This is a genomic window from Aureimonas sp. D3 (assembly GCF_001463805.1).
Lineage (GTDB): Bacteria > Pseudomonadota > Alphaproteobacteria > Rhizobiales > Rhizobiaceae > Aureimonas > Aureimonas ureilytica_A.
The window spans coordinates 33,853-52,592 of record NZ_BBWM01000028.1; the positions used below are offsets into that span (position 1 = coordinate 33,853).

General features: G+C 63.4%; 18 protein-coding genes. 10 read left to right on the forward strand and 8 right to left on the reverse strand.

All coding sequences use genetic code 11. From position 1 onward, the window contains the following. Positions 1–16 precede the first annotated feature (16 nt). The 3 genes from pgeF to AUL36_RS07070 all read left to right on the forward strand — a co-directional run bounded on the left by pgeF (position 17) and on the right by AUL36_RS07070 (position 3,103). Complete coding sequence (gene pgeF / locus AUL36_RS07060; protein ID WP_062219374.1) at positions 17–817, forward strand: peptidoglycan editing factor PgeF; 801 nt, start codon at positions 17–19, stop codon at positions 815–817. A 29-nt stretch (positions 818–846) separates the two neighbouring features. Then, entirely contained in the window at positions 847–1,998 is a 1,152-nt protein-coding gene (locus AUL36_RS07065; RefSeq protein WP_062219285.1) for a M24 family metallopeptidase, read from the forward strand. A 172-nt stretch (positions 1,999–2,170) separates the two neighbouring features. Next, on the forward strand, positions 2,171–3,103 hold the full coding sequence (locus AUL36_RS07070; protein ID WP_058602261.1) for a ribose-phosphate pyrophosphokinase: 933 nt from the start codon (positions 2,171–2,173) through the stop codon (positions 3,101–3,103). Between the two features lie 65 nt (positions 3,104–3,168). Here AUL36_RS07070 and AUL36_RS07075 read toward each other — a convergent pair whose 3' ends face one another. After that, on the reverse strand, positions 3,169–3,870 hold the full coding sequence (locus AUL36_RS07075) for an HAD family hydrolase (RefSeq protein WP_062219287.1): 702 nt from the start codon (positions 3,868–3,870) through the stop codon (positions 3,169–3,171). Positions 3,871–4,103: 233 nt separating this feature from the next. Between AUL36_RS07075 and AUL36_RS07080 the strand changes: the two genes are divergently transcribed. From AUL36_RS07080 to AUL36_RS07100, 5 genes are all read left to right on the forward strand, one after another. Beyond that, positions 4,104–4,724, forward strand: coding sequence for a 50S ribosomal protein L25/general stress protein Ctc (locus AUL36_RS07080; RefSeq protein ID WP_062219290.1), 621 nt, complete (start codon positions 4,104–4,106; stop codon positions 4,722–4,724). Between the two features lie 94 nt (positions 4,725–4,818). After that, positions 4,819–5,547 carry an aminoacyl-tRNA hydrolase gene (pth, locus tag AUL36_RS07085; protein WP_062219292.1) on the forward strand — a complete coding sequence of 243 codons (729 nt, stop codon included), beginning with the start codon at positions 4,819–4,821 and terminating at the stop codon, positions 5,545–5,547. A 72-nt stretch (positions 5,548–5,619) separates the two neighbouring features. Next, positions 5,620–6,723, forward strand: a complete 1,104-nt coding sequence (gene ychF, locus AUL36_RS07090) for a redox-regulated ATPase YchF (RefSeq protein ID WP_062219294.1) — start codon at positions 5,620–5,622, stop codon at positions 6,721–6,723. 263 nt (positions 6,724–6,986) lie between these two features. Beyond that, the gene (locus AUL36_RS07095; protein ID WP_058636820.1) at positions 6,987–7,466 is read left to right on the forward strand and encodes a MaoC family dehydratase; all 480 of its coding nucleotides are present in this window, start codon (positions 6,987–6,989) and stop codon (positions 7,464–7,466) included. Then, on the forward strand, positions 7,463–7,879 hold the full coding sequence (locus AUL36_RS07100) for a hypothetical protein (protein ID WP_062219296.1): 417 nt from the start codon (positions 7,463–7,465) through the stop codon (positions 7,877–7,879). Before AUL36_RS07095 ends, AUL36_RS07100 begins: the two co-directional genes overlap by 4 nt. A 3-nt stretch (positions 7,880–7,882) precedes the next feature. On the opposite strand, the gene AUL36_RS07105 is transcribed toward AUL36_RS07100, so the two are convergent. The 6 genes from AUL36_RS07105 to AUL36_RS07130 all read right to left on the reverse strand — a co-directional run bounded on the left by AUL36_RS07105 (position 7,883) and on the right by AUL36_RS07130 (position 16,658). After that, positions 7,883–9,697, reverse strand: a complete 1,815-nt coding sequence (locus AUL36_RS07105; protein WP_062219298.1) for a GGDEF domain-containing protein — start codon at positions 9,695–9,697, stop codon at positions 7,883–7,885. A 138-nt stretch (positions 9,698–9,835) separates the two neighbouring features. Continuing rightward, entirely contained in the window at positions 9,836–10,783 is a 948-nt protein-coding gene (locus AUL36_RS07110) for a cytochrome c1 (RefSeq protein WP_062219376.1), read from the reverse strand. A 20-nt stretch (positions 10,784–10,803) separates the two neighbouring features. Next, entirely contained in the window at positions 10,804–12,102 is a 1,299-nt protein-coding gene (locus AUL36_RS07115; protein ID WP_062219299.1) for a cytochrome b, read from the reverse strand. Positions 12,103–12,119: 17 nt separating this feature from the next. Beyond that, entirely contained in the window at positions 12,120–12,683 is a 564-nt protein-coding gene (gene petA, locus AUL36_RS07120; RefSeq protein ID WP_062219378.1) for a ubiquinol-cytochrome c reductase iron-sulfur subunit, read from the reverse strand. Positions 12,684–12,879: 196 nt separating this feature from the next. After that, positions 12,880–14,763, reverse strand: a complete 1,884-nt coding sequence (locus AUL36_RS07125; RefSeq protein WP_062219300.1) for an ABC transporter ATP-binding protein — start codon at positions 14,761–14,763, stop codon at positions 12,880–12,882. Then, positions 14,760–16,658 (reverse strand): ABC transporter ATP-binding protein, encoded by a 1,899-nt coding sequence (locus tag AUL36_RS07130; protein WP_062219301.1) that lies wholly within the window; start codon positions 16,656–16,658, stop codon positions 14,760–14,762. Before AUL36_RS07130 ends, AUL36_RS07125 begins: the two co-directional genes overlap by 4 nt. Before the next feature lie 156 nt (positions 16,659–16,814). Between AUL36_RS07130 and AUL36_RS07135 the strand changes: the two genes are divergently transcribed. Further along, positions 16,815–17,273, forward strand: a complete 459-nt coding sequence (locus AUL36_RS07135; protein WP_062219302.1) for a tRNA (cytidine(34)-2'-O)-methyltransferase — start codon at positions 16,815–16,817, stop codon at positions 17,271–17,273. Between the two features lie 3 nt (positions 17,274–17,276). On the opposite strand, the gene AUL36_RS07140 is transcribed toward AUL36_RS07135, so the two are convergent. Beyond that, entirely contained in the window at positions 17,277–17,534 is a 258-nt protein-coding gene (locus tag AUL36_RS07140; RefSeq protein WP_062219380.1) for a hypothetical protein, read from the reverse strand. 221 nt (positions 17,535–17,755) lie between these two features. On the opposite strand from AUL36_RS07140, the gene hemF reads away from it, so the two are divergent. After that, positions 17,756–18,664 (forward strand): oxygen-dependent coproporphyrinogen oxidase, encoded by a 909-nt coding sequence (gene hemF, locus AUL36_RS07145; RefSeq protein ID WP_062219304.1) that lies wholly within the window; start codon positions 17,756–17,758, stop codon positions 18,662–18,664. Positions 18,665–18,740: the final 76 nt, after the last annotated feature.

Consider the following 18,740-nt stretch of genomic DNA (forward strand, 5'->3'; position numbering starts at 1 on the left):
GCCCACCATCTCCGACATGTCCGGTCGCACCGCCTCATCAGCCGCACTGCGGCCCGACGACGTTCTCCAGGCGGATGCGCTCTCGCGTTCCCGAGTCCATCATGCCTTCTTCACGCGCTCGGGCGGCGTCTCCGAGGGCATCTATCGCGGCTTGAATGTCGGGGTCGGCTCGAACGACGAGCCTGAAGCCGTGCAGAGAAATCGCCAGACTGCCGCCGCGTTTCTGGGCTCGGCCGATGGCGTGATTGCGACGCCTTGGCAAATTCATTCGCCCGATGTGGCTGTCGTGACGGAACCGTTCGGCACCGAGCGGCCGAAGGCCGATGCCGTGGTAACGATTGTCGCCGGATTACCGATTGGGGTCGTGACGGCTGACTGCGGGCCTGTGCTCTTCGCGGACGCGGAAGCCGGCGTGATCGGGGCGGCCCATGCGGGCTGGCGCGGTGCTCTCGGCGGTGTTCTGGATCGCACGCTGGAGGCGATGGAAGGGCTCGGCGCACGGCGCGATCGGATCATCGCCGTGCTCGGACCGACCATCACGCAGCCGAACTACGAGGTCGACGCCTCGATGATAGCTCCCTTCCTGGAAGAAAATCCGGCCAGCGAGCGCTTCTTCGCGCCGGGCCGAACGGCAGACAAGCGCCAGTTCGATCTCCCCGGATATATCGTCGCGCGGCTGACGCGTCTCGGCGCGCAAGCGTCCTTCGTCGGTGCCTGCACCTATGCCGACGAGAACCGCTTCTTCTCGTTTCGCCGCACCACCCATCGCGGCGAGCCGGACTATGGTCGCCAACTTTCGGCCATCACCCTCGCCTGACCCGCTCCCTCAGCCCTTGAGCGAGATCCATGCTGCATTTTTCGCCTGACGAATTCGCAAACCGCCGCGCCCGCCTCCAGGCCGAGATGGCGGAGCGCAAGCTCGACGCGCTGCTCTTGTTCGCACAGGACTCGATATATTGGCTGACAGGCTATGACACCTTCGGCTTCTGCTTCTTTCAGTGCCTCGTCGTGAAGGCCGATGGCGAGATGCGCCTTCTCACGCGCTCCGCCGATCTGCCACAAGCGCGCCAGACCTCCAATATCGAGACGATCGTGCTCTGGCGCGATCGCGTCGGCGCGAACCCGGCGATCGAGCTTCGCGATATCATGGACGATATGGGCCTGCTCGGTGCACGGATCGGCGTCGAATGGGCGACCCATGGCCTGACGGCAGCCAATGGTCGCTTGGTCGAGGAGAAGCTCGCCTCCTTCGGTACACTGACCGATGCGTCGGACCTCGTGCCTGCCCTGCGCCTGATCAAGAGCGACGCGGAGATTGCTCTGATCCGCGACGCCGCGCGCATGGGGGACGACGCGTTCGAAGAGATGCTGCCGCTGGTGCGCGAGGGCGCGGACGAATCCGCCCTGCTCCATGCGCTGCAAGGCTCCATTCTCCGTGCCGGCGGCGACTATCCCGCCAATCCCTTCGTTCTCGGCTCGGGCGAGGATGCGCTTCTGTGCCGCTATCGCTCCGGTCGCCGGACGCTCGGTGCGCAGGACCAGTTGACCGTGGAATGGTCGGGCGTTCGGGCCCATTACCATGCGCCCGCGATGCGCACCATGATCGTCGGCCGTCCGCTGATCCGGCATGAGGAATTGTGGACCGCAGCACGGGAAGGCCTCAGCGCCGTGGAAGAGGCGATGCGGCCCGGCCAGAGTTTCGGGGATGTGTTCGACGCTCATGCCCGCGTCATGGAAGAGCACGATCTCGTGCGTCACCGGCTATCGGCCTGCGGCTACTCTGTCGGCGCGCGCTTCGCGCCCTCCTGGATGGAGCCGCAGATGTTCGTCGCCGGCAATGCCGAGCCCATCCGGCAGGGCATGACGCTGTTCGCCCATATGATCATCATGGAGCCGGACAGCGGAACGGCCATGTCGCTTGGGCAAACCTATCTGACGACCGACGGCGCGCCCGAAACCCTGTCTCGCCTCCCGCTGGACCTCGCCTTCACGGCGTGAGCGTCAGAACCTTGGATTTCGAGGCGTTTGCCACAGGCTTTCCTTTTGCGTGCTCGAAGCTTGAATCTTTCCATGATCTTGCTAAGAGCGCCCTTATACAGGCGGCGTTCCTGCCGCCATCGACCGCGCCCTGCGGCTCGAAGCGACCCCTCATGAACGGGTGCGGGACACGATGAAATTATTTGTGGGCAACTCCAATCGCAGCCTCGCCGAGTCCATCGGCAAGTATCTGGAGCTGCCTCTCGGCCTCGCATCCGTCAAGCGCTTCGCCGACCAGGAAATCTTCGTCGAAATCCAGGAAAACGTTCGTGGCGAGGACTGTTTCGTCATTCAGTCCACGTCCTATCCCGCCAACGATCACCTGATGGAATTGCTCATCATGATCGACGCGCTGCGCCGGGCCTCGGCGCGTCGCATCACGGCGGTTCTGCCCTATTTCGGCTACGCACGGCAGGATCGGAAGGCGGGCGGTCGCACCCCGATCTCGGCCAAGCTCGTCGCCAATCTGATCACCGAAGCCGGTGCCGACCGCGTCATGACGATGGATCTCCACGCCGGGCAGATCCAGGGCTTCTTCGACATCCCGACCGACAATCTCTTCGCCGTGCCGCTGCTGGCACGCGACATCAAGGAACATCTGGAGACGGACCATGTGATGGTCGTCTCGCCCGACGTCGGCGGCGTCGTGCGCGCCCGGGCGTTAGCGAAGCGCCTCGACGCGCCGCTCGCCATCGTGGACAAGCGCCGCGAGAAGCCCGGCGAATCCGAGGTCATGAACATCATCGGTGACGTGAAGGGGCGTCACTGCATCCTGATCGACGACATCATCGATTCCGGCGGCACGCTCTGCAACGCGGCCGACGCCTTGATGGCGGCCGGCGCCAAGGGCGTCCGTGCCTATATCACGCATGGCGTTCTCTCGGGCGGCGCGGTGGCCCGCATCGCGGCATCCAGCATCGAGGAACTCGTGATCACGGACTCGATCGAGCCCACCAAGGCGATCCGCGAAGCCCGCAACATCCGCGTCGTGACGATCGCAACCCTGCTCGGCGAGGCCATCTCGCGCACCACGACGGAACAGTCCGTCTCCTCGCTCTTCGACTGACGTCTCGCCGCCGAAGCGACACGGCTTCGGCATCGCGCAAAGGCCTGAGGGAGGGCTGAGAACCGTCAGCCTTCGATCTCTTCGAGCAAGCCGGGCAGATCGGCCAGCCCCTCGATCCGCCGAAAGCGTGGCGCCTCCAGCGGCGCTTCGGCATGTTCGTATTCCCAGGTCAGCTCATGGGGCACGTGAACGCCCCAGGCGCCCGCCGCGAGCGCGGGCAGAACATCCGAGCGGAGCGAATTGCCGACCATCATGGCGCGCGTCGGCCCATCCCCATGCCGGTCGAAGACCTTGGCATAAGTCGCCTCGGTTTTGTCGGACACGATCTCGACGGCTTGGAAAAGCTCGCCAAGCCCCGACGCTGCCAGCTTGCGCTCCTGGTCGAACAGGTCGCCCTTGGTAATCAGAACGAGCCGATACCGCCCGGCCAGACGCTCCAGCGTCTCCGCAGCCTCTGCCAGGGGCTCCACAGGGTGGCGCGCCATCTCGCGCCCGAAAGTCAGAATGTCACGAACGAGGCTCGCAGGGGCGTCGTTGTCGGTCAACTCCAGAGCGGTCTCGATCATCGAAAGGGTAAAACCCTTGATGCCGAAACCATAGAATTGGAGATTGCGCTTTTCGGTCTCGAGCAACCGGGCGCGTATGCTCGGCAGATCGCCGTGCTCGGCCAGCAGAGCGGCGAAGCGCTCCTCGGTCAGCCGGAAGAACGTCTCGTTCTGCCAGAGCGTATCGTCCGCGTCGAAGCCGATCGTGGTGAGATGAGTCATGGAAAGCGAGGCCGAAGAGATTGAGACGAGAAGCGTAGCCGCGCGCCTCCTCCCTCGCAAGACGCCCCGTTCTTGCGAAACCGGCCGCCCCGCGCTATAGGCACGGCGTCCGCGCGGACACCCTTGGAGGCAGCGCGGACGAGAAGCGGCCTGCCATGGCCGCTTTTCGTCGTTTCGGTCCGCAATGGCGGATACCGCCTCGACAACCTCTGAACAAACCAAAGGAACTCATCATGAGCGAGAGCTACACGGTCAAGGCCGAGCTGCGCGAGAAGGTCGGCAAGGGGGCCGCCAGGTATCTGCGCCGGAACAACATGGTTCCTGCCGTCATCTATGGCGACAAGCAGGACGCCCTCCCCATCGCGGTCCCCTACAAGGAGACCTTCCTCAAGCTGCACGCTGGCGGCTTCCTGACGACGGTCATCACGATCGACGTCGGTGGCAAGCAGATCAAGGTGCTGCCGAAGGACTACCAGCTCGACGTCGTGAAGGACACGCTGACCCACGTCGACTACCTGCGCGTTTCCGACCGCACGCTGGTCACGGTCCGCATTCCCGTCCACTTCGAGAACGAAGACGCGGCGCCGGGCATCAAGGCCAAGAACGGCACGCTGAACGTCGTCCATCACGACATCGAAGTGCACTGCCCGGCCGAGGCGATCCCGGAAGGCTTCACGCTCGACGCGTCGAAGCTCGACATGGGTGACGCGCTCCATGCGTCGGACCTCAAGCTGCCCAAGGGTGTTTCGCTCTCCACCGACGAAGACTTCGTGATCGCCACGATCGTTCCTCCGATGAGCGAAGAAGCGGACGAAGTCGAAGCCGGCGAAGCGGAAGACACCGAAGAGAAGTAAGCCGTTTCGGCTTGCCATACGGTGCGGGCGGGAAACTTCTCGCCCGCACCGTCCGCTTGAACGCGCAAGGTCAAGGCGCGAGGGATCCCGCACTATGCTGTTGATGGTCGGATTGGGCAATCCTGGCCCGCAATACGAGGGAAACCGGCACAATATCGGTTTCATGGCGGTGGACGAGATCGCGAGAGCCTTCTCCTTCGGCCCCTGGACCAAGAAGTTTCACGGTGAGATCGCCGAAGGCATGATCGACGGCCGAAAGGTCCTCCTGCTCAAGCCCCTCACCTTCATGAATGACAGCGGACGCTCCGTGCAGGCCGCCGCCAGCTTCTACAAGATCGCCCCCGCCGAGATCGTGGTGTTCCACGACGAGCTGGATCTGCCGCCCGGCAAGGTGCGCGTGAAGCTCGGTGGTGGCCATGGCGGTCATAACGGCCTTCGCTCGATCGACGCGCATCTCGGCAAGGAGTATCGCCGCGCGCGTCTCGGCATCGGCCATCCCGGCTCGAAGGAGCGGGTCAATCCGCATGTGCTCGGTGACTTCGCCAAAGTCGACCGCGAATGGCTGGAGCCGCTTCTCTCCGATATCGCGCGCCACGCCGGCGCTCTCGCCAAGGGCGAGGATGCGGTTTTCATGAACAAGCTCGCCTTGGCGACGGGTGGGTCGCAGGAGCCCGCCGGCGCGAAGGGCGCTGCACCCGCCAAGCCCGCAGCCGCCGTCAAAGGCCAGAGCCATATCCGGCAGGCCCGCCAAGGCGGCAAGGCCAGCCTCCCCGCGAGCGGCCCGATGGCGGGCATGTTGAAGAAGCTCTTCGGCGGGGACTGACAGTTTCGTAACGCAAATGCCCGCCCTCGCGGCGCGGCGATGGGTGCGTCACGCGCCCCTATAGGAGTGAGCATGGGCTTTCGCTGCGGCATCGTGGGTCTTCCGAACGTCGGCAAATCGACCCTCTTCAACGCCTTGACCAAGACCGCCGCCGCGCAGGCGGCCAATTATCCGTTCTGCACGATCGAGCCGAACACGGGCGATGTCGGCGTGCCCGACAAGCGCATGAGCGCCATCGCCAAGATCGGCAAGTCCGCACAGATCATTCCGACCCGCATCACCTTCGTCGATATCGCCGGCCTCGTGCGCGGCGCATCGAAGGGCGAAGGGCTCGGCAATCAGTTCCTCGCCAATATCCGCGAGGTGGACGCCATCGTCCACGTACTGCGCTGCTTCGAAGACGACGACATCACGCATGTCGAGGGCCGCATCAATCCGGTGGCCGACGCGGAGACGGTCGAGACCGAGCTGATGCTGTCGGACCTCGAAAGCCTGGAGCGCCGCATCGTCGGCGTGCGCAAGAAGGCGCAGGGCAAGGACAAGGAAGCCATGGCGCAGGTGCCGATCATGGAGGCCGTGCTCGCGCGCCTTCAGAACGGCGAGCCGGCGCGCGTTCTCCTGGCGAGCTTCGATGCCGAGGAAAGGCGCGAGTTGCGCAACCTCAACCTTCTGACCTCCAAGCCCGTTCTCTATGTCTGCAACGTGGCGGAAGCGGATGCGGCGACCGGCAACGAATATAGCCGCGCCGTGGATGATATGGCGAAGAAGCAGGGCGCGCGCGCCGTGGTGATCTCGGCCGCGATCGAGGCGGAGATCGCCCAGCTCGGCGAAGACGAGGTCAGCGAATATCTGGAGGCCATGGGCCTGACGGAGCCCGGCCTCGACCGTCTGATTTCCGAAGGCTACGCGCTTCTCGACCTCATCACCTATTTCACGGTGGGGCCGAAGGAGACGCGCGCCTGGACGGTGAAGCGCGGCGCGAAAGCGCCAGCAGCGGCCGGCGTGATCCATACCGACTTCGAGAAGGGCTTCATTCGCGCCCAGACGATCGGCTACGACGACTTCGTGACGCTGGGCGGAGAAGTGGCCGCCAAGGAAGCCGGCAAAGCCCGCGACGAAGGCAAGGAATATGTCGTGCAGGACGGCGACATCATGATGTTCAAGTTCAACGTCTGATCGGGGACGGGCTTCGTCCCTAGCGTTTCCGACCGAGGCAGGATCGCCTTGGCGTTCGACAACTCGGTGGCCCTAGGCTCGCTGTGACCTGTCCCACTTTTTTTAAGAAGGCCGCGCCGTTTGGTGCGGCCTTTTGTGTTCGGGGTCGACCGACTGGTGCTGGCTCGGGAGTGTAAACTGAACGTCGAAGAGACATGGCGACCGCCGCTCGCAACACATGATAAACAAGTGCCGAGCGGCAGGGAGGGAGATCCTGCTGCATTATGGATGGGGAGGCCGTCAAAGTGCGCCATTACGAAGACTTCACGCCCGGCACGATATTTGCGCTCGGCCCCTACCCTGTGGAGCGCGAGGCGGTGCTCGCTTTCGCAGAAGCCTTCGATCCCCAACCCTTTCATCTCGACGAGGAAGTCGCCGCCCGTTCGCTTCTCGGCGGCCTGTCCGCGTCGGGCTGGCATAGCGCGGCGATGATGATGCGCATGATGTGCGACAGTTTCCTCCTGAACAGTACCTCGCAGGGCTCGCCGGGCATTTCAGAACTCAAATGGATCCGGCCCGTGCGCCCCGGATATATTCTGGTCGGCGAAGCGGAAGTGCTGGAGGCTCGCCGCTCTTCCACGCGGCCAGATCTCGGCATCTGCCGGATGCGTAACACGCTGCGGGAGCAGAGCACGGGCGAGACGCTGCTGACCTGCGACTATGCCGTGATGCTGAAGGCCGCCGGAGCCGAAAGCGCCGGATGAGCGCGTTCGAGGCCATGGATATCGGGCGTGTCGATGATCTCGGGCGCGCTCGGTTCGACGGTGCGGAGGTCGCAGCCTTCTCAGCCGAGTTCGATCCGCTGACTCGTCCTCCCACCGTATCGCCACTGCATATCTGCGCGGCCTTCATGCGCTTGAATGTCGAGTTCCATCGACGCCAAGCCGCAGTCGGCGAGGCGTCGGTGTTCGGCCCCTCCCCCGGCGTCTCGGACATGATCTGGCACCGCCCCGTTCAGGCAGGGGAAACGCTCACCTATCGCCAGACGGTACTCGACAAGCGCTCGGCCCCGCGTAGGCCGGGCTGGGGCATCGTGACAACCCGGATCGAAGCTCACGACGAGGCCGGAAAACTCGTCTTCGAGATGCGGGCTCGCGTTTATCTTCGGACCGACTGACGATCACCCACCGGACCGCCGCTTGGCATTCAGCGGATTGATGGTCGATGTTCTCGGCGCTCGGTCCGACCAAGTCGAAACGATGCGGTTGGTGATCCGCACGCGGTTTCGGCCAGCTTGTTTAGCGGCATAAAGGGCCTCGTCCGAATATTGATGGAGGCTATTCCAGTCCAATTCGTCGCGCGTGGAGAAGGCGATTCCGAAGCTGGCGGTCACGCGAATGGGCTTCAGCCCGTCGCCGATCGCCACATCCGTCGCCTCGATACGGGCGCGCAGGCGTTCGGTCAGCATCTGCGTTTCGAACAGTTCGCCGTGCCAGAGAAGCACCACGAACTCTTCTCCCCCATAGCGTCCGACCAAACCGTTCAGACCGACTTCCGTGTCCAGAACGCGCGATATGGCTTGGAGCACGAGATCCCCGCTCTTGTGGCCGAACGTGTCGTTGACCGCTTTGAAATGGTCAATATCCAGGGTCACTAGGGCGAGTTTCGTGCTCTGTGCCAAATGAGATGGAGGCCCGCTCTGACGCGCCGCATCGAAGCCCCGGCGGTTCAAAAGTCCCGTCAGCTCGTCCGTCACCGATAGGAGCCGGAGGCGCTCGGACAAAGCGGCGCGATGCGTATCGGCCACGATCCTCTCCCGCTCGCGTTCCCGCAGGGTTTGGAGCGCTTGAAACAGGCTCTGCACCTGAGGCACGGACCCCGTATAGGGTTTCGTCTCCACCTCGCGCCGTTCGCTCACCGCGAGAATTTGATCGCGAAAGTCGAGAAGCGGACGCAGGATCTGCCGGAGCGCGCTCCAGACCAGAAGCGGCAGGCCGAGAAGGATCAGGAGCGTCATCGCAAAGCTCATGATCATGCGGACAAGCGCCTCTTGGTCGTGCGCCTTCGCCTTCTCGACCATCTTGGCGAGATAGACGTCACGAAGTTCGGCGATCGAGTCGGCCGTACCCTGATAGACTTCAAGAATTTGGGCGGCGGAAGGCGTGGCCTTCCAAACCCTGTAGGAGTTCAACTCGACCTGTCTCGTCAGATACGGCAGCCCGCGATTGAGATAGTCTCCCTGAATTCGGGCAATGAGCTGGCCGATATCGGCTTCATCGCGAGAAAATCCCAACTGGGGCTCACCAACGTCCCAGAGCGAGCGAATGCGCTGCGTGATGCGCTGCGCCTGCATCTGCGCATCGGTGGACAGGATCGCGCCGGTCGCAAGATAGGGCACCACTTCTGAAGGGAGCCTCAGCGCCGACTCGTACATCGATGCAAGCAGCCAAACCACCCCGACCTTGCCGCCGAGGTTGGGATCGGCCTTTTCGACGCGCCGGCACACAGCGACGATCATCGGCGCGATCGTTTCGGAGATGGACGACATGCCCCGAACGATCGAGACCTGAAGTCCGACCGGCCGCGCCGTCAGCGGCATAGACAAGAGCGAGTCCACCCGCGCGCGCTCGGCTTTCAAACGCATCCGCAGAAAATTGAAGTTGAGCTGCTGGTCGAGCCCAGTCGCCTTCGCTCGGTGTTCGAAACGGAGCAGCGCAGCGTCTGAATGCGCCCTCGACGTCGCGATGAGATCTGTCGCAAGACCATCCGTATTACGCGTGATCGACAACGCGGTTTCCAGAGGTCGTCGCTCTTCGGCGATCGCCACGGCCGCATCGAAGGCAAGGGAGAAGGTGGCCAGTTCCTCCAGACTCGCGTTCGCGCGTGCCCTCTGCTCGAAAGCCCCGGTCAGAGTCATGGCTCCGAGCGCGGTCGATGCCAGAACCAACGCCAGCATCCCCGCACGGAACAATTGGAGCGCATTGGGGCGGCGCATCAAAACCCTCCGAACGAACGATCGTCAGTTTGCAGAAGATCGGTAAACGAAGGGTAGAGACGAGCACCTTCCGTTGCGGATGCCCAATAAAAAAGGGGGCAAAGACGCCCCCTTCTTCGAAATGCCTCTGCGGCAGGATCAGTGCGGCGTTGCAGCCCAGATCCGCTTTTTGACAAGATACAACATCACCGCGAAACCGATCAGGAAGATCATGACCACGAAACCGGTCGCCTTACGGGCTACGAGATGGGGCTCGGCGGCCCACATCAGGAAGGCCGCGACGTCGCGGGCATATTGATCGACCGTCTGCGGCGCGCCGTCGTCGAACGTAACCTGCCCGTCCGTCAGCGGCTGCGCCATGGCGAGGGCGGGACCCGAGATGAAGTACGGGTTGTAATGCGTGCCGGGCGCGATGGTGGTGTGTTCCGGAGGCGTTTGCCCATAACCGGTCAGAAGGCCATGGATGTAGTCCGGCCCCCCTTCGGCATATTGGGTGAAGATGTCGAAGACGAAATAGGGGAAGCCACGTTCGACAGCGCGCGCCTTGGCGATCAGCGACAGGTCGGGTGGATGAGCACCGCCCAGCGCCGCTGCCGCCGCTTCAGGGTTGGGGAAAGGCGCCGGCAAGCGGTCGGCGGGAATGCCCGGCCGCTGGAACATTTCGCCCTGCGCGTTCGGTGCCGGGTCCGTGACCTGATACTCGGCAGCCAGCGCGCGGACCTGTGCATCCGAATACCCCAAGGCCGTGAGGTTGCGGAACGACACAAGGTTCATGGAATGGCAGGCCGAACAGACCTCCTTGTAGATCTTCAGCCCGCGCTGAAGCTGACCGAGATCCCAATGGCCGAACGGACCCGCGAAACTCCAGCTCATATGCGGGGGTTTCTTGAGGGGGTAATGCGGGGTTGCGTGTTCGGCACCTGCCGAACCTGCCTCGGCCGCCTCCGCACCGCGCCCGGATTCAGGAGCGGCACCCGGCGCCTTGCCGGCTTCGGCAGCAGGAGCAGGCTCCTGCGCCAGACTGACGATCGGCATGCTGGCGGTCAGCAGCAGAGCTGCGAGGAGCGCTGACAGACGTCTCTTCATGGTCGAACTCTCCCGCGCCATCAGCCTTTGGTTTCCGGTGTCGCCGTCGCGCCCGCAGGCACGGAACGGCCGCCGCCATGCTTGGCGAGAACGGCTTCGGTGATCGAGTTCGGCAGCTTGTGCGGCTTCTCGATCAGCCCGAGAACCGGGAGAACGATCAGGAAGTGCGAGAAATAGTAGATCGTGCCGATCAGCGCGAGCGTCGGATAGATGCCCTCTGCCGGACGCGACCCGAGCCAGCCCAGGATCACGGCGTTCACCGCGAAGATCCAGAAAAAGATCTTATAGATAGGCCGGTAGTTCGTCGACTTCACCCGGCTCGTGTCCAGCCAGGGCAGGAAAAGAAGGATGATGATCGAGGCGAACATCACCAGGACCCCGCCGAGCTTGGAGTCGATCGGGCCGATATTGAAGGTGATGGCGCGCAGCATCGCATAGAACGGCAGGAAGTACCATTCCGGCACGATATGGGCCGGCGTCTGCATCGGGTTGGCCGGGATGTAGTTGTCCGGATGGCCCAGATAGTTCGGCATATAGAAGACAAAGTAGCAGAACACTGCGAGGAACACGACCATCGCGAGACCGTCCTTGATGGTCGCATGAGGCGTGAAGGGCACTGTGTCCTTGGACGACTTGATTTCGACGCCGGTCGGGTTGGTCTGCCCGGTCACATGCAGCGCCCAGATATGCAGGATCACGAGGCCCGCGATCATGAATGGCAGAAGGTAATGCAGCGCGAAGAATCGGTTCAGCGTCGCGTTATCGACGGCGAAGCCACCCAGAAGCAACGTCTGGATCGCGTGGCCGACACCCGGAAAGGCGGTGAAGAAGCCGGTGATTACCGTGGCGCCCCAGAAGGACATCTGGCCCCAGGGGAGAACGTAGCCCATGAAGGCGGTCGCCATCATGAGAAGGAAGATGATGACGCCGAGAATCCAGAGGACTTCGCGCGGGGCCTTGTAGGAGCCGTAATAGAGACCACGGAAGATATGCAGATAAACGGCGATGAAGAAGAAAGACGCGCCATTGGCATGCATATAGCGCAGGAGCCAGCCCCAGTTGACGTCGCGCATGATGCTCTCGACGGACTGGAATGCGATGGCGGAATTGGCGGCGTAATGCATGGCCAGCACGACGCCGGTCAGAATCTGAAGGCCGAGGAACAGCGCCAGGATGCCGCCGAACGTATAGGCGTAGTTCAGGTTGCGCGGCACCGGGAAGGCCACGAAGGAATCATAGAGAAGCCGCGGCAGCGGGAGGCGCGCATCGAGCCAGCGCATCACGCCGCTCGACGGCACATAGGACGAATGACCGCTCATGATCGGTTATCTCTCCCTTAGCCGATACGAATCTTGGTGGGTGTCGTGAACTGGTAGAGCGGGATCGCCATATTCTCCGGGGCTGGGCCCTTACGAATGCGGCCCGCCGTGTCGTAATGCGACCCGTGGCAGGGGCAGAACCAACCGTCGAAATCGCCCGACTGCCCGTTCGGCACGCAGCCGAGATGCGTGCAGACGCCGATCATCACCAGCCACTTCTCCTGACCGATCGCCGCGCGGTTGGGATCGGTCGCCGGTGCGTCGGATGGAATATTGGCGTTGCGCGCGATCGGATCCTTCAGATCGGCGAGCGGAACGCCCTTGGCCTCATCGATCTCCTTCGCCGTGCGCTGGCGAATGAAGATCGGCTTGCCACGCCATTTGGCGGTGATCGACTGCCCTTCGGCCACCTGCGCCACGTCCACATCCACCTGCGCCAAGGCCAGCGCGGCGGCATCGGGATTCATCTGATCGATAAACGGCCAGACCGCCGCCACCGCTCCCACGGCGCCCGCTGCTCCTGTGGCAATGAAGAGAAAATCCCGTCGAGTGGGTTCGCTGCTGCTATGGTCGACGCTCACGGGCCCCTCCCCCTCCTTGAAGACCCGAGGGTTCGAACCCAGGAGCCGGATTTCTGAGCCGGAAAGCCCCCCATAAGCCATTCCGGCAAACTCGGGTCCGCAGACCCGTTTTGCGCCAAATTTTTATGCGTCGGTTTGGAACTTGTCCAGACTGTGACGGCAACACAAGCCACTCTGTCGCGACCCGGGAAAGCTTTTATTCGGCCGCTTCCTCGCCGAGGAACCCGCCAGACTGCCGGCGCCAGAGCGACGCATACAATCCGCCCCTGCGGATCAGCTCGGAATGCGTGCCTTCTTCCACGATTCGCCCGGCATCGATCACCACGAGGCGGTCGAGACTGGCGATGGTGGAAAGGCGATGGGCGATGGCGATCACCGTCTTTCCCTCCATCATGGCGGCGAGATTGTCCTGAATGGCGGCCTCGACCTCCGAATCCAGCGCTGAGGTCGCCTCGTCCAGAACGAGAATCGGCGCGTCCTTCAGAAACACGCGGGCGATCGCGATACGCTGGCGCTGGCCACCGGACAGCTTGACGCCGCGCTCGCCGACATAGGCGTCCATGCCGCTGCGCCCGCTGGGATCGCGCACGGTCTGGATGAAATCCAGCGCGTCGGCGCGCTGGGCCGCAGCCTCGATCTCGGCCTCGCTGGCGTCCGGGCGGCCATAGGCGATGTTGTCGCGAATCGAGCGGTGGAACAGGGACGTGTCCTGTGTGACGACACCGATCGTCCCGCGCAGCGAGGCTTGCGCGACATCGGATATCGTCTGCCCGTCCACCAGAATGCACCCGCCTTCCACGTCGTAGAGCCGCAGCAAGAGGTTGACGAGCGTGGTCTTGCCAGCCCCCGAGCGCCCGACGAGCCCGACCTTCTCGCCGGGGCGGATCGAAAGGTTGAACCCTTGGATGACGCCGCCGCCCTTCCCGTAATGAAAGGTGACGTCGCGAAACTCCACCGTGCCGCCCGAAGGGCGAAGGTCCGGCGCGTCGGGCTGGTCGGTCAATCTCGGCTGGAGCGACACCGTAGCGACGGCATCCTGAATCGTGCCGTAATTGCGCACGAGGCCGTTGATGTTGAACATCATCCAGCCGCTCATCTGATTGAGCCGCAGGACAAGCCCGAGAGCGGTCGCGACATCGCCGGTGGAGGCGCCGCCGACCGTCCAGGAATGAACGACGATGGCGCCGATGGCCGTCATCATCGCGCCGTTCAGAATGGCGACCGCCGTGCGCACGGCCGTCACCGCCCGGGTCATGGCTCGAACCGCTTCCACGAAGCGGCGGAACCCGTCGAGCACGAAAGCGTCCTGCCGGCGCGACGTGTCGAAGAGTTTCACGGCCAGGATGTTGGTGAAACTATCGACGATGCGGCCGGACATGACCGAGCGCGCATCGGCGGTTTCGCGCCCCGCCTTGCGCAGGCGCGGCAGGAGACGGAACACGATCCAGCCATAACCGAGGGACCAGACGGCCAGCACCGCGCCCATCCAGACATCCATCGCGCCCAGAATCGCGACCGCGAGAATGGCGAAGGTGATGAAACTCCAGAAGGTCTGGAGCGTGGTCACGATGAAATCGCCCGTGGCCTCGCCGACCTGTTGAACCTTCTGCGAAATGCGCCCGGCAAAATCGTTCTGGAAGAAGGTGTAGGACTGGTCCATCAGCCGGCGGTAGGCTTGCCAGCGAATGCGATTGTAGAGGGAGGGCGTGACGATCTGCTGTTCCAGCACGGCCGCCGCGAAGAGAATCACCGTGCGCAGAACCAGCGTCAGAAAGGCCAGCCCGGCGAGCAGCGCCCAATGGTCGGCCAGAAGCGTCACCGGTGAGGACGAGCCGAGCGCATCCACCACCCAGCCAACGGCGGCATAGAGCAAGGCATCGACACCGCCCGTCAGCCCGCCCGTGATGAGCAGCGCGATGAACGGACCTTTGGCCTCGCGGGCGAAATGCCAGATGAAAGCGTTGGTGCTTGAAGGGAGCGGCCGCAGCGTGCCGACGCGCCGCGCGCCTTCGCTCTTTCCGCCTTCGTCGTCATAGGGGTCGATCACGCGCTCGAAGCGCTCCAGCAAGCGCTCCATCATTCGGCGGCTCGCTTGGCGCCGATACGGCCGGGCCGGGCGTCCGTATCGTCATCGCCGGCGTCGAGGAATCCGCCGACCTGCCGGCGCCAGAGCGACGCATAAAGGCCGCCACGCTCCAGAAGCTCGGCATGGGAGCCCTCCTCCACGATCTGCCCCTTGTCGAGCACGACGAGACGATCGAGCGCGGCGATGGTGGACAGGCGGTGGGCGACGGCGATCACCGTCTTTCCCTCCATCAGGCGATAGAGATTTTCCGCAATCGCCGCTTCCACTTCGGAATCCAGCGCGGAGGTCGCCTCGTCCAGAAGCAGGATCGGCGCGTCCTTCAGCATGACGCGGGCAATCGCGATGCGCTGGCGCTGCCCGCCCGACAGCTTGACGCCGCGCTCGCCAACTTCCGCGTCGAGGCCCCGCCGGCCTTCGCTGTCGGCCAGCGCCGCGATGAATTGCGAGGCTTCGGCGCGATTGATGGCGCGGCTGAGATCATCCGTCGTGGCGTCCGGTCGGCCGTAGAGGATATTCTCGCCGATCGTGCGATGGAGAAGCGAGGTGTCCTGCGTGACGACGCCGATCTGCGAGCGCAGCGAGTTTTGCGTCACCTGTGAGATATCCTGCCCGTCAATCAGGATGCGCCCGCTCTCTACGTCGTAAAAGCGCAGGAGCAGGTTCAGAAGCGTGGATTTGCCCGCGCCCGAACGGCCGACCAGACCGATCTTCTCGCCGGGGCGGATGGTCAGCGAGAAGTCGCGCAGCACCGGTCCGGCCGCGCGGTGCGACACGGCCGAACCATAGGAGAAGCCGACAGCCTCGAAGCGGACCTCGCCCTTCGAGACGATCAGCGGCTGAGCCTTAGGCGCGTCGATCAGCGCGATCGGCTGGGTGAAGGTCGCGATGCCGTCGCGGATCGTGCCGATATTCTCGAAGAGTTCCGAGACCTCCCACATGATCCATTGGCTCATGCCGTTGAGACGCAGGACGAGGCCTATACCGACCGCGATCGCGCCGACCGTCAGGAGATTGTCGATCCAGAGCGCTATCCCGACCGCGCCGACCGAGAAAAGAAGCAGCGAGTTGAGGAAATAGAGCGTCGAGAAGAAAAGGTTGATAAGGCGCGCCTGCCCATGAACCGTGTGAAGGAACTCCTCCATCGAGCGCCGGGCGTGCACCGCCTCGCGCTCCGTATGGGCGAAAAGCTTCACCGTGCCGATATTGGAATAGGCGTCCACGACGCGGCCCGTCATCGCCGCGCGCGCGCCGGCCTGTTCGGAGGCAACGCGCATCAGGCGCGGGATGAAGTAGCGCAGCAGCAGGACATAGAAGAAGAGCCAGGCGACAAAGGGGAGCACGAGCCGCCAGTCCGCCGCCGCGATCATGAAGAGGATGCCGCTGAAATAGACCGTGACGTAGAGCATCACGCCGATCGACTTCATCACCGTTTCGCGCACGGCCAGCGCGGTCTGCATCAGCTTGGTGGAGATGCGGCCGGCGAACTCATCCTGGAAGAAGCCGAGCGACTGGTTGAGCAGCCAGTTGTGGACGCTCCAGCGAAAGCGCATCGGGAAATTGGCGAAGATCGCCTGAAACGAAATGAGCGATGAGGCGAAGGTCAGGAGCGGCAGCGCCAGAAGAACGACCGCGCCGATCAGCGCCAGCCGCCAGCCCTCGCTCTGAAGAAAGGTCTCGCGCGGCGTGGAGGACAGCCAGTCCACGATCTGGCCGAGAAAGCCGAAGAGCGAGACTTCGATGGCCGAAACCAGCGCCGTTCCGATGGCATAAAGCAGCAGCAGCGGCCACACCGGCCGGGCATAGTGCCAGATGAAGCCGAATAGGCTCGAGGGCGGACTGGTCCGCTCCGAGGGAAAGGCGTCCACGAGGCGTTCGAAATAGGAAAACATGAAACCGATCCGATGCTGCCATACGCTCGCCCTCCCCTCGCGCAAGGGACGGGACGGGACGACGAGGCTCATATAGGCAGGCTCGTCGCGCTTTCATGACAAAAGCTCAAGGTCGGGCTGCGATGCCACGCCGGGCCATAGGACGACGGAGCCAGAATGCCCCTATCCCTTGCTCTTTATCAGCCCGACATCGCCGGCAACACCGGAACCTTGCTGCGCCTCGGCGCCTGCCTCGGGGTCGATGTGGAGGTGATCGAGCCGGCCGGCTTCGATCTATCGGATCGCAACCTCAAGCGCGCGGGCATGGATTATCTCGAGATGGTGCGGCTGGTGCGGCATGTGGATTTCGACGCGTTCGAGCGGGCTCGGCGCGAGGCCGGGCGACGGATGGTGCTGATGACCACCCATGGCGCAACGGATTATCGCGACGTCGCCTTCGGTCCGGACGACGTGCTGCTTTTCGGGCGAGAAAGCGCGGGCGTGCCGGATCGGGTGCACGATCTCGCCGATATCCGTGCCGTGATTCCGATGCAGCCCGGCGCGCGCTCGCTGAACCTTGCCGTCAGCGCCGCCATGGTGGTTGGCGAAGCGATGCGGCAGCTTCGCGTCTCGTGAGCGTCAGTCCGCGGTCGGCAGGCGTCGCATGGTGAATTCCACCCGGTCCCCCGGCAGGAGACGCCAGCTTTCGACCTGCGTCCAATAGGCGGCCTTGGGAAACCGATCGAACCATTCGCGCGCCTTGCAGCGCGCTTCGTCGCGCGGCAGCGTGTAGGTCTCGCGCAGAAACGGATCGACCGCCGAGCCAGCACGCGGCGAGCGCTCGCGGCGCAACTGACGCCGGAGCCCGTCGAGCGGTGGCTTGGGATAGGTCTGCAAGGTCAAGGCCGGTCTCGATCCCAGTATATCCGTGCTTACCATATGGTGACGATGAGCGAATTGGCGAGTCCGTTGCTGCCTTTGTGCGACAGCCCCTGTGTAAAACTCGAACGCTCTTCATGACAGGGCTTGTCCCGGCTTTTCCGTGCGGAAACTTGCTGCTAGGCCGAAACGAGATTCGCGGGGGCTGAGCCCGCTGAGGCATAGGAAAGACCAGCAGGATGGATCGTCCCGAACTGCCCCAAGGCCTTCCCGCAGGGATCGACGAAAAGAAGGACATGGCGAAAGTCTGGTTCGAGGCGCTTCGCGATCGAATCTGCCAGAGCTTCGAACAGCTCGAAGACGAGTTCGGCGAGGAAACCGGCCTTTCGGCCGGACGCTTCGAGCGCACGCCCTGGAGCCGGGACAATGATGGCGGCGGCGGTGTCATGTCGATGATGCATGGCCGCGTGTTCGAAAAGGTCGGCGTCCACACCTCGACCGTCTTCGGCGAATTGTCGGAAGATTTCTCCAAGCAGATCCCCGGCGCTTCGGGCGATCGCAGCTTCTGGGCTTCTGGCATTTCGCTGATCGCCCATATGCGCAATCCCAATGTGCCGGCCGTTCACATGAACACGCGCATGGTCGTCACCACGAGCCAGTGGTTCGGTGGCGGAGCGGACCTGACGCCGACGCTCGACCGGCGGCGCACGGCCGAAGACCCGGACACGCAGGCTTTCCACAAGGCGCTAAAATTCGTCTGCGACCGGCATTCAGATGTCGCCGATCACACTCGCTTCAAGGAATGGTGCGACGAGTATTTCTTTCTGCCTCATCGCAATGAAGCGCGCGGCGTCGGCGGTATTTTCTACGACTGGCTGCATTCGCCCGACGAAAAGGGTGGTTGGGATGCGGATTTCGCCTTCACCAAGGATGTGGGCAAGGCCTTCCTCGTGATCTATCCGCATCTCATCCGGCAGAACGTCGTCAAGCCTTATACCGAGGCCGACCGCGACGAGCAGCTGGTGCGGCGCGGGCGCTATGTCGAGTACAACCTGCTCTACGACCGCGGGACGCTGTTCGGCCTGCGCACGGGTGGCAATGTGAACTCGATTCTCTCCTCGCTCCCACCGTTGGTGAAGTGGCCCTAATCCCCTGTTTCGTGGGATTTGCTTGGCATGACAACAAACGTTCACGCCTGAACTTGTCTGATGATTGGATTTTACA

Excerpts from the sequence above, each read along its gene's own strand:
- pgeF (WP_062219374.1), top strand. The coding sequence starts at position 17 with ATGTCCGGTCGCACCGCCTCATCAGCCGCACTGCGGCCCGACGACGTT.
- AUL36_RS07065 (WP_062219285.1), top strand. The coding sequence starts at position 847 with ATGCTGCATTTTTCGCCTGACGAATTCGCAAACCGCCGCGCCCGCCTC.
- AUL36_RS07070 (WP_058602261.1), top strand. The coding sequence starts at position 2,171 with ATGAAATTATTTGTGGGCAACTCCAATCGCAGCCTCGCCGAGTCCATC.
- AUL36_RS07075 (WP_062219287.1), bottom strand. The coding sequence starts at position 3,870 with ATGACTCATCTCACCACGATCGGCTTCGACGCGGACGATACGCTCTGG.
- AUL36_RS07080 (WP_062219290.1), top strand. The coding sequence starts at position 4,104 with ATGAGCGAGAGCTACACGGTCAAGGCCGAGCTGCGCGAGAAGGTCGGC.
- pth (WP_062219292.1), top strand. The coding sequence starts at position 4,819 with ATGCTGTTGATGGTCGGATTGGGCAATCCTGGCCCGCAATACGAGGGA.
- ychF (WP_062219294.1), top strand. The coding sequence starts at position 5,620 with ATGGGCTTTCGCTGCGGCATCGTGGGTCTTCCGAACGTCGGCAAATCG.
- AUL36_RS07095 (WP_058636820.1), top strand. The coding sequence starts at position 6,987 with ATGGATGGGGAGGCCGTCAAAGTGCGCCATTACGAAGACTTCACGCCC.
- AUL36_RS07100 (WP_062219296.1), top strand. The coding sequence starts at position 7,463 with ATGAGCGCGTTCGAGGCCATGGATATCGGGCGTGTCGATGATCTCGGG.
- AUL36_RS07105 (WP_062219298.1), bottom strand. The coding sequence starts at position 9,697 with ATGCGCCGCCCCAATGCGCTCCAATTGTTCCGTGCGGGGATGCTGGCG.
- AUL36_RS07110 (WP_062219376.1), bottom strand. The coding sequence starts at position 10,783 with ATGAAGAGACGTCTGTCAGCGCTCCTCGCAGCTCTGCTGCTGACCGCC.
- AUL36_RS07115 (WP_062219299.1), bottom strand. The coding sequence starts at position 12,102 with ATGAGCGGTCATTCGTCCTATGTGCCGTCGAGCGGCGTGATGCGCTGG.
- AUL36_RS07125 (WP_062219300.1), bottom strand. The coding sequence starts at position 14,763 with ATGATGGAGCGCTTGCTGGAGCGCTTCGAGCGCGTGATCGACCCCTAT.
- AUL36_RS07130 (WP_062219301.1), bottom strand. The coding sequence starts at position 16,658 with ATGTTTTCCTATTTCGAACGCCTCGTGGACGCCTTTCCCTCGGAGCGG.
- AUL36_RS07135 (WP_062219302.1), top strand. The coding sequence starts at position 16,815 with ATGCCCCTATCCCTTGCTCTTTATCAGCCCGACATCGCCGGCAACACC.
- hemF (WP_062219304.1), top strand. The coding sequence starts at position 17,756 with ATGGATCGTCCCGAACTGCCCCAAGGCCTTCCCGCAGGGATCGACGAA.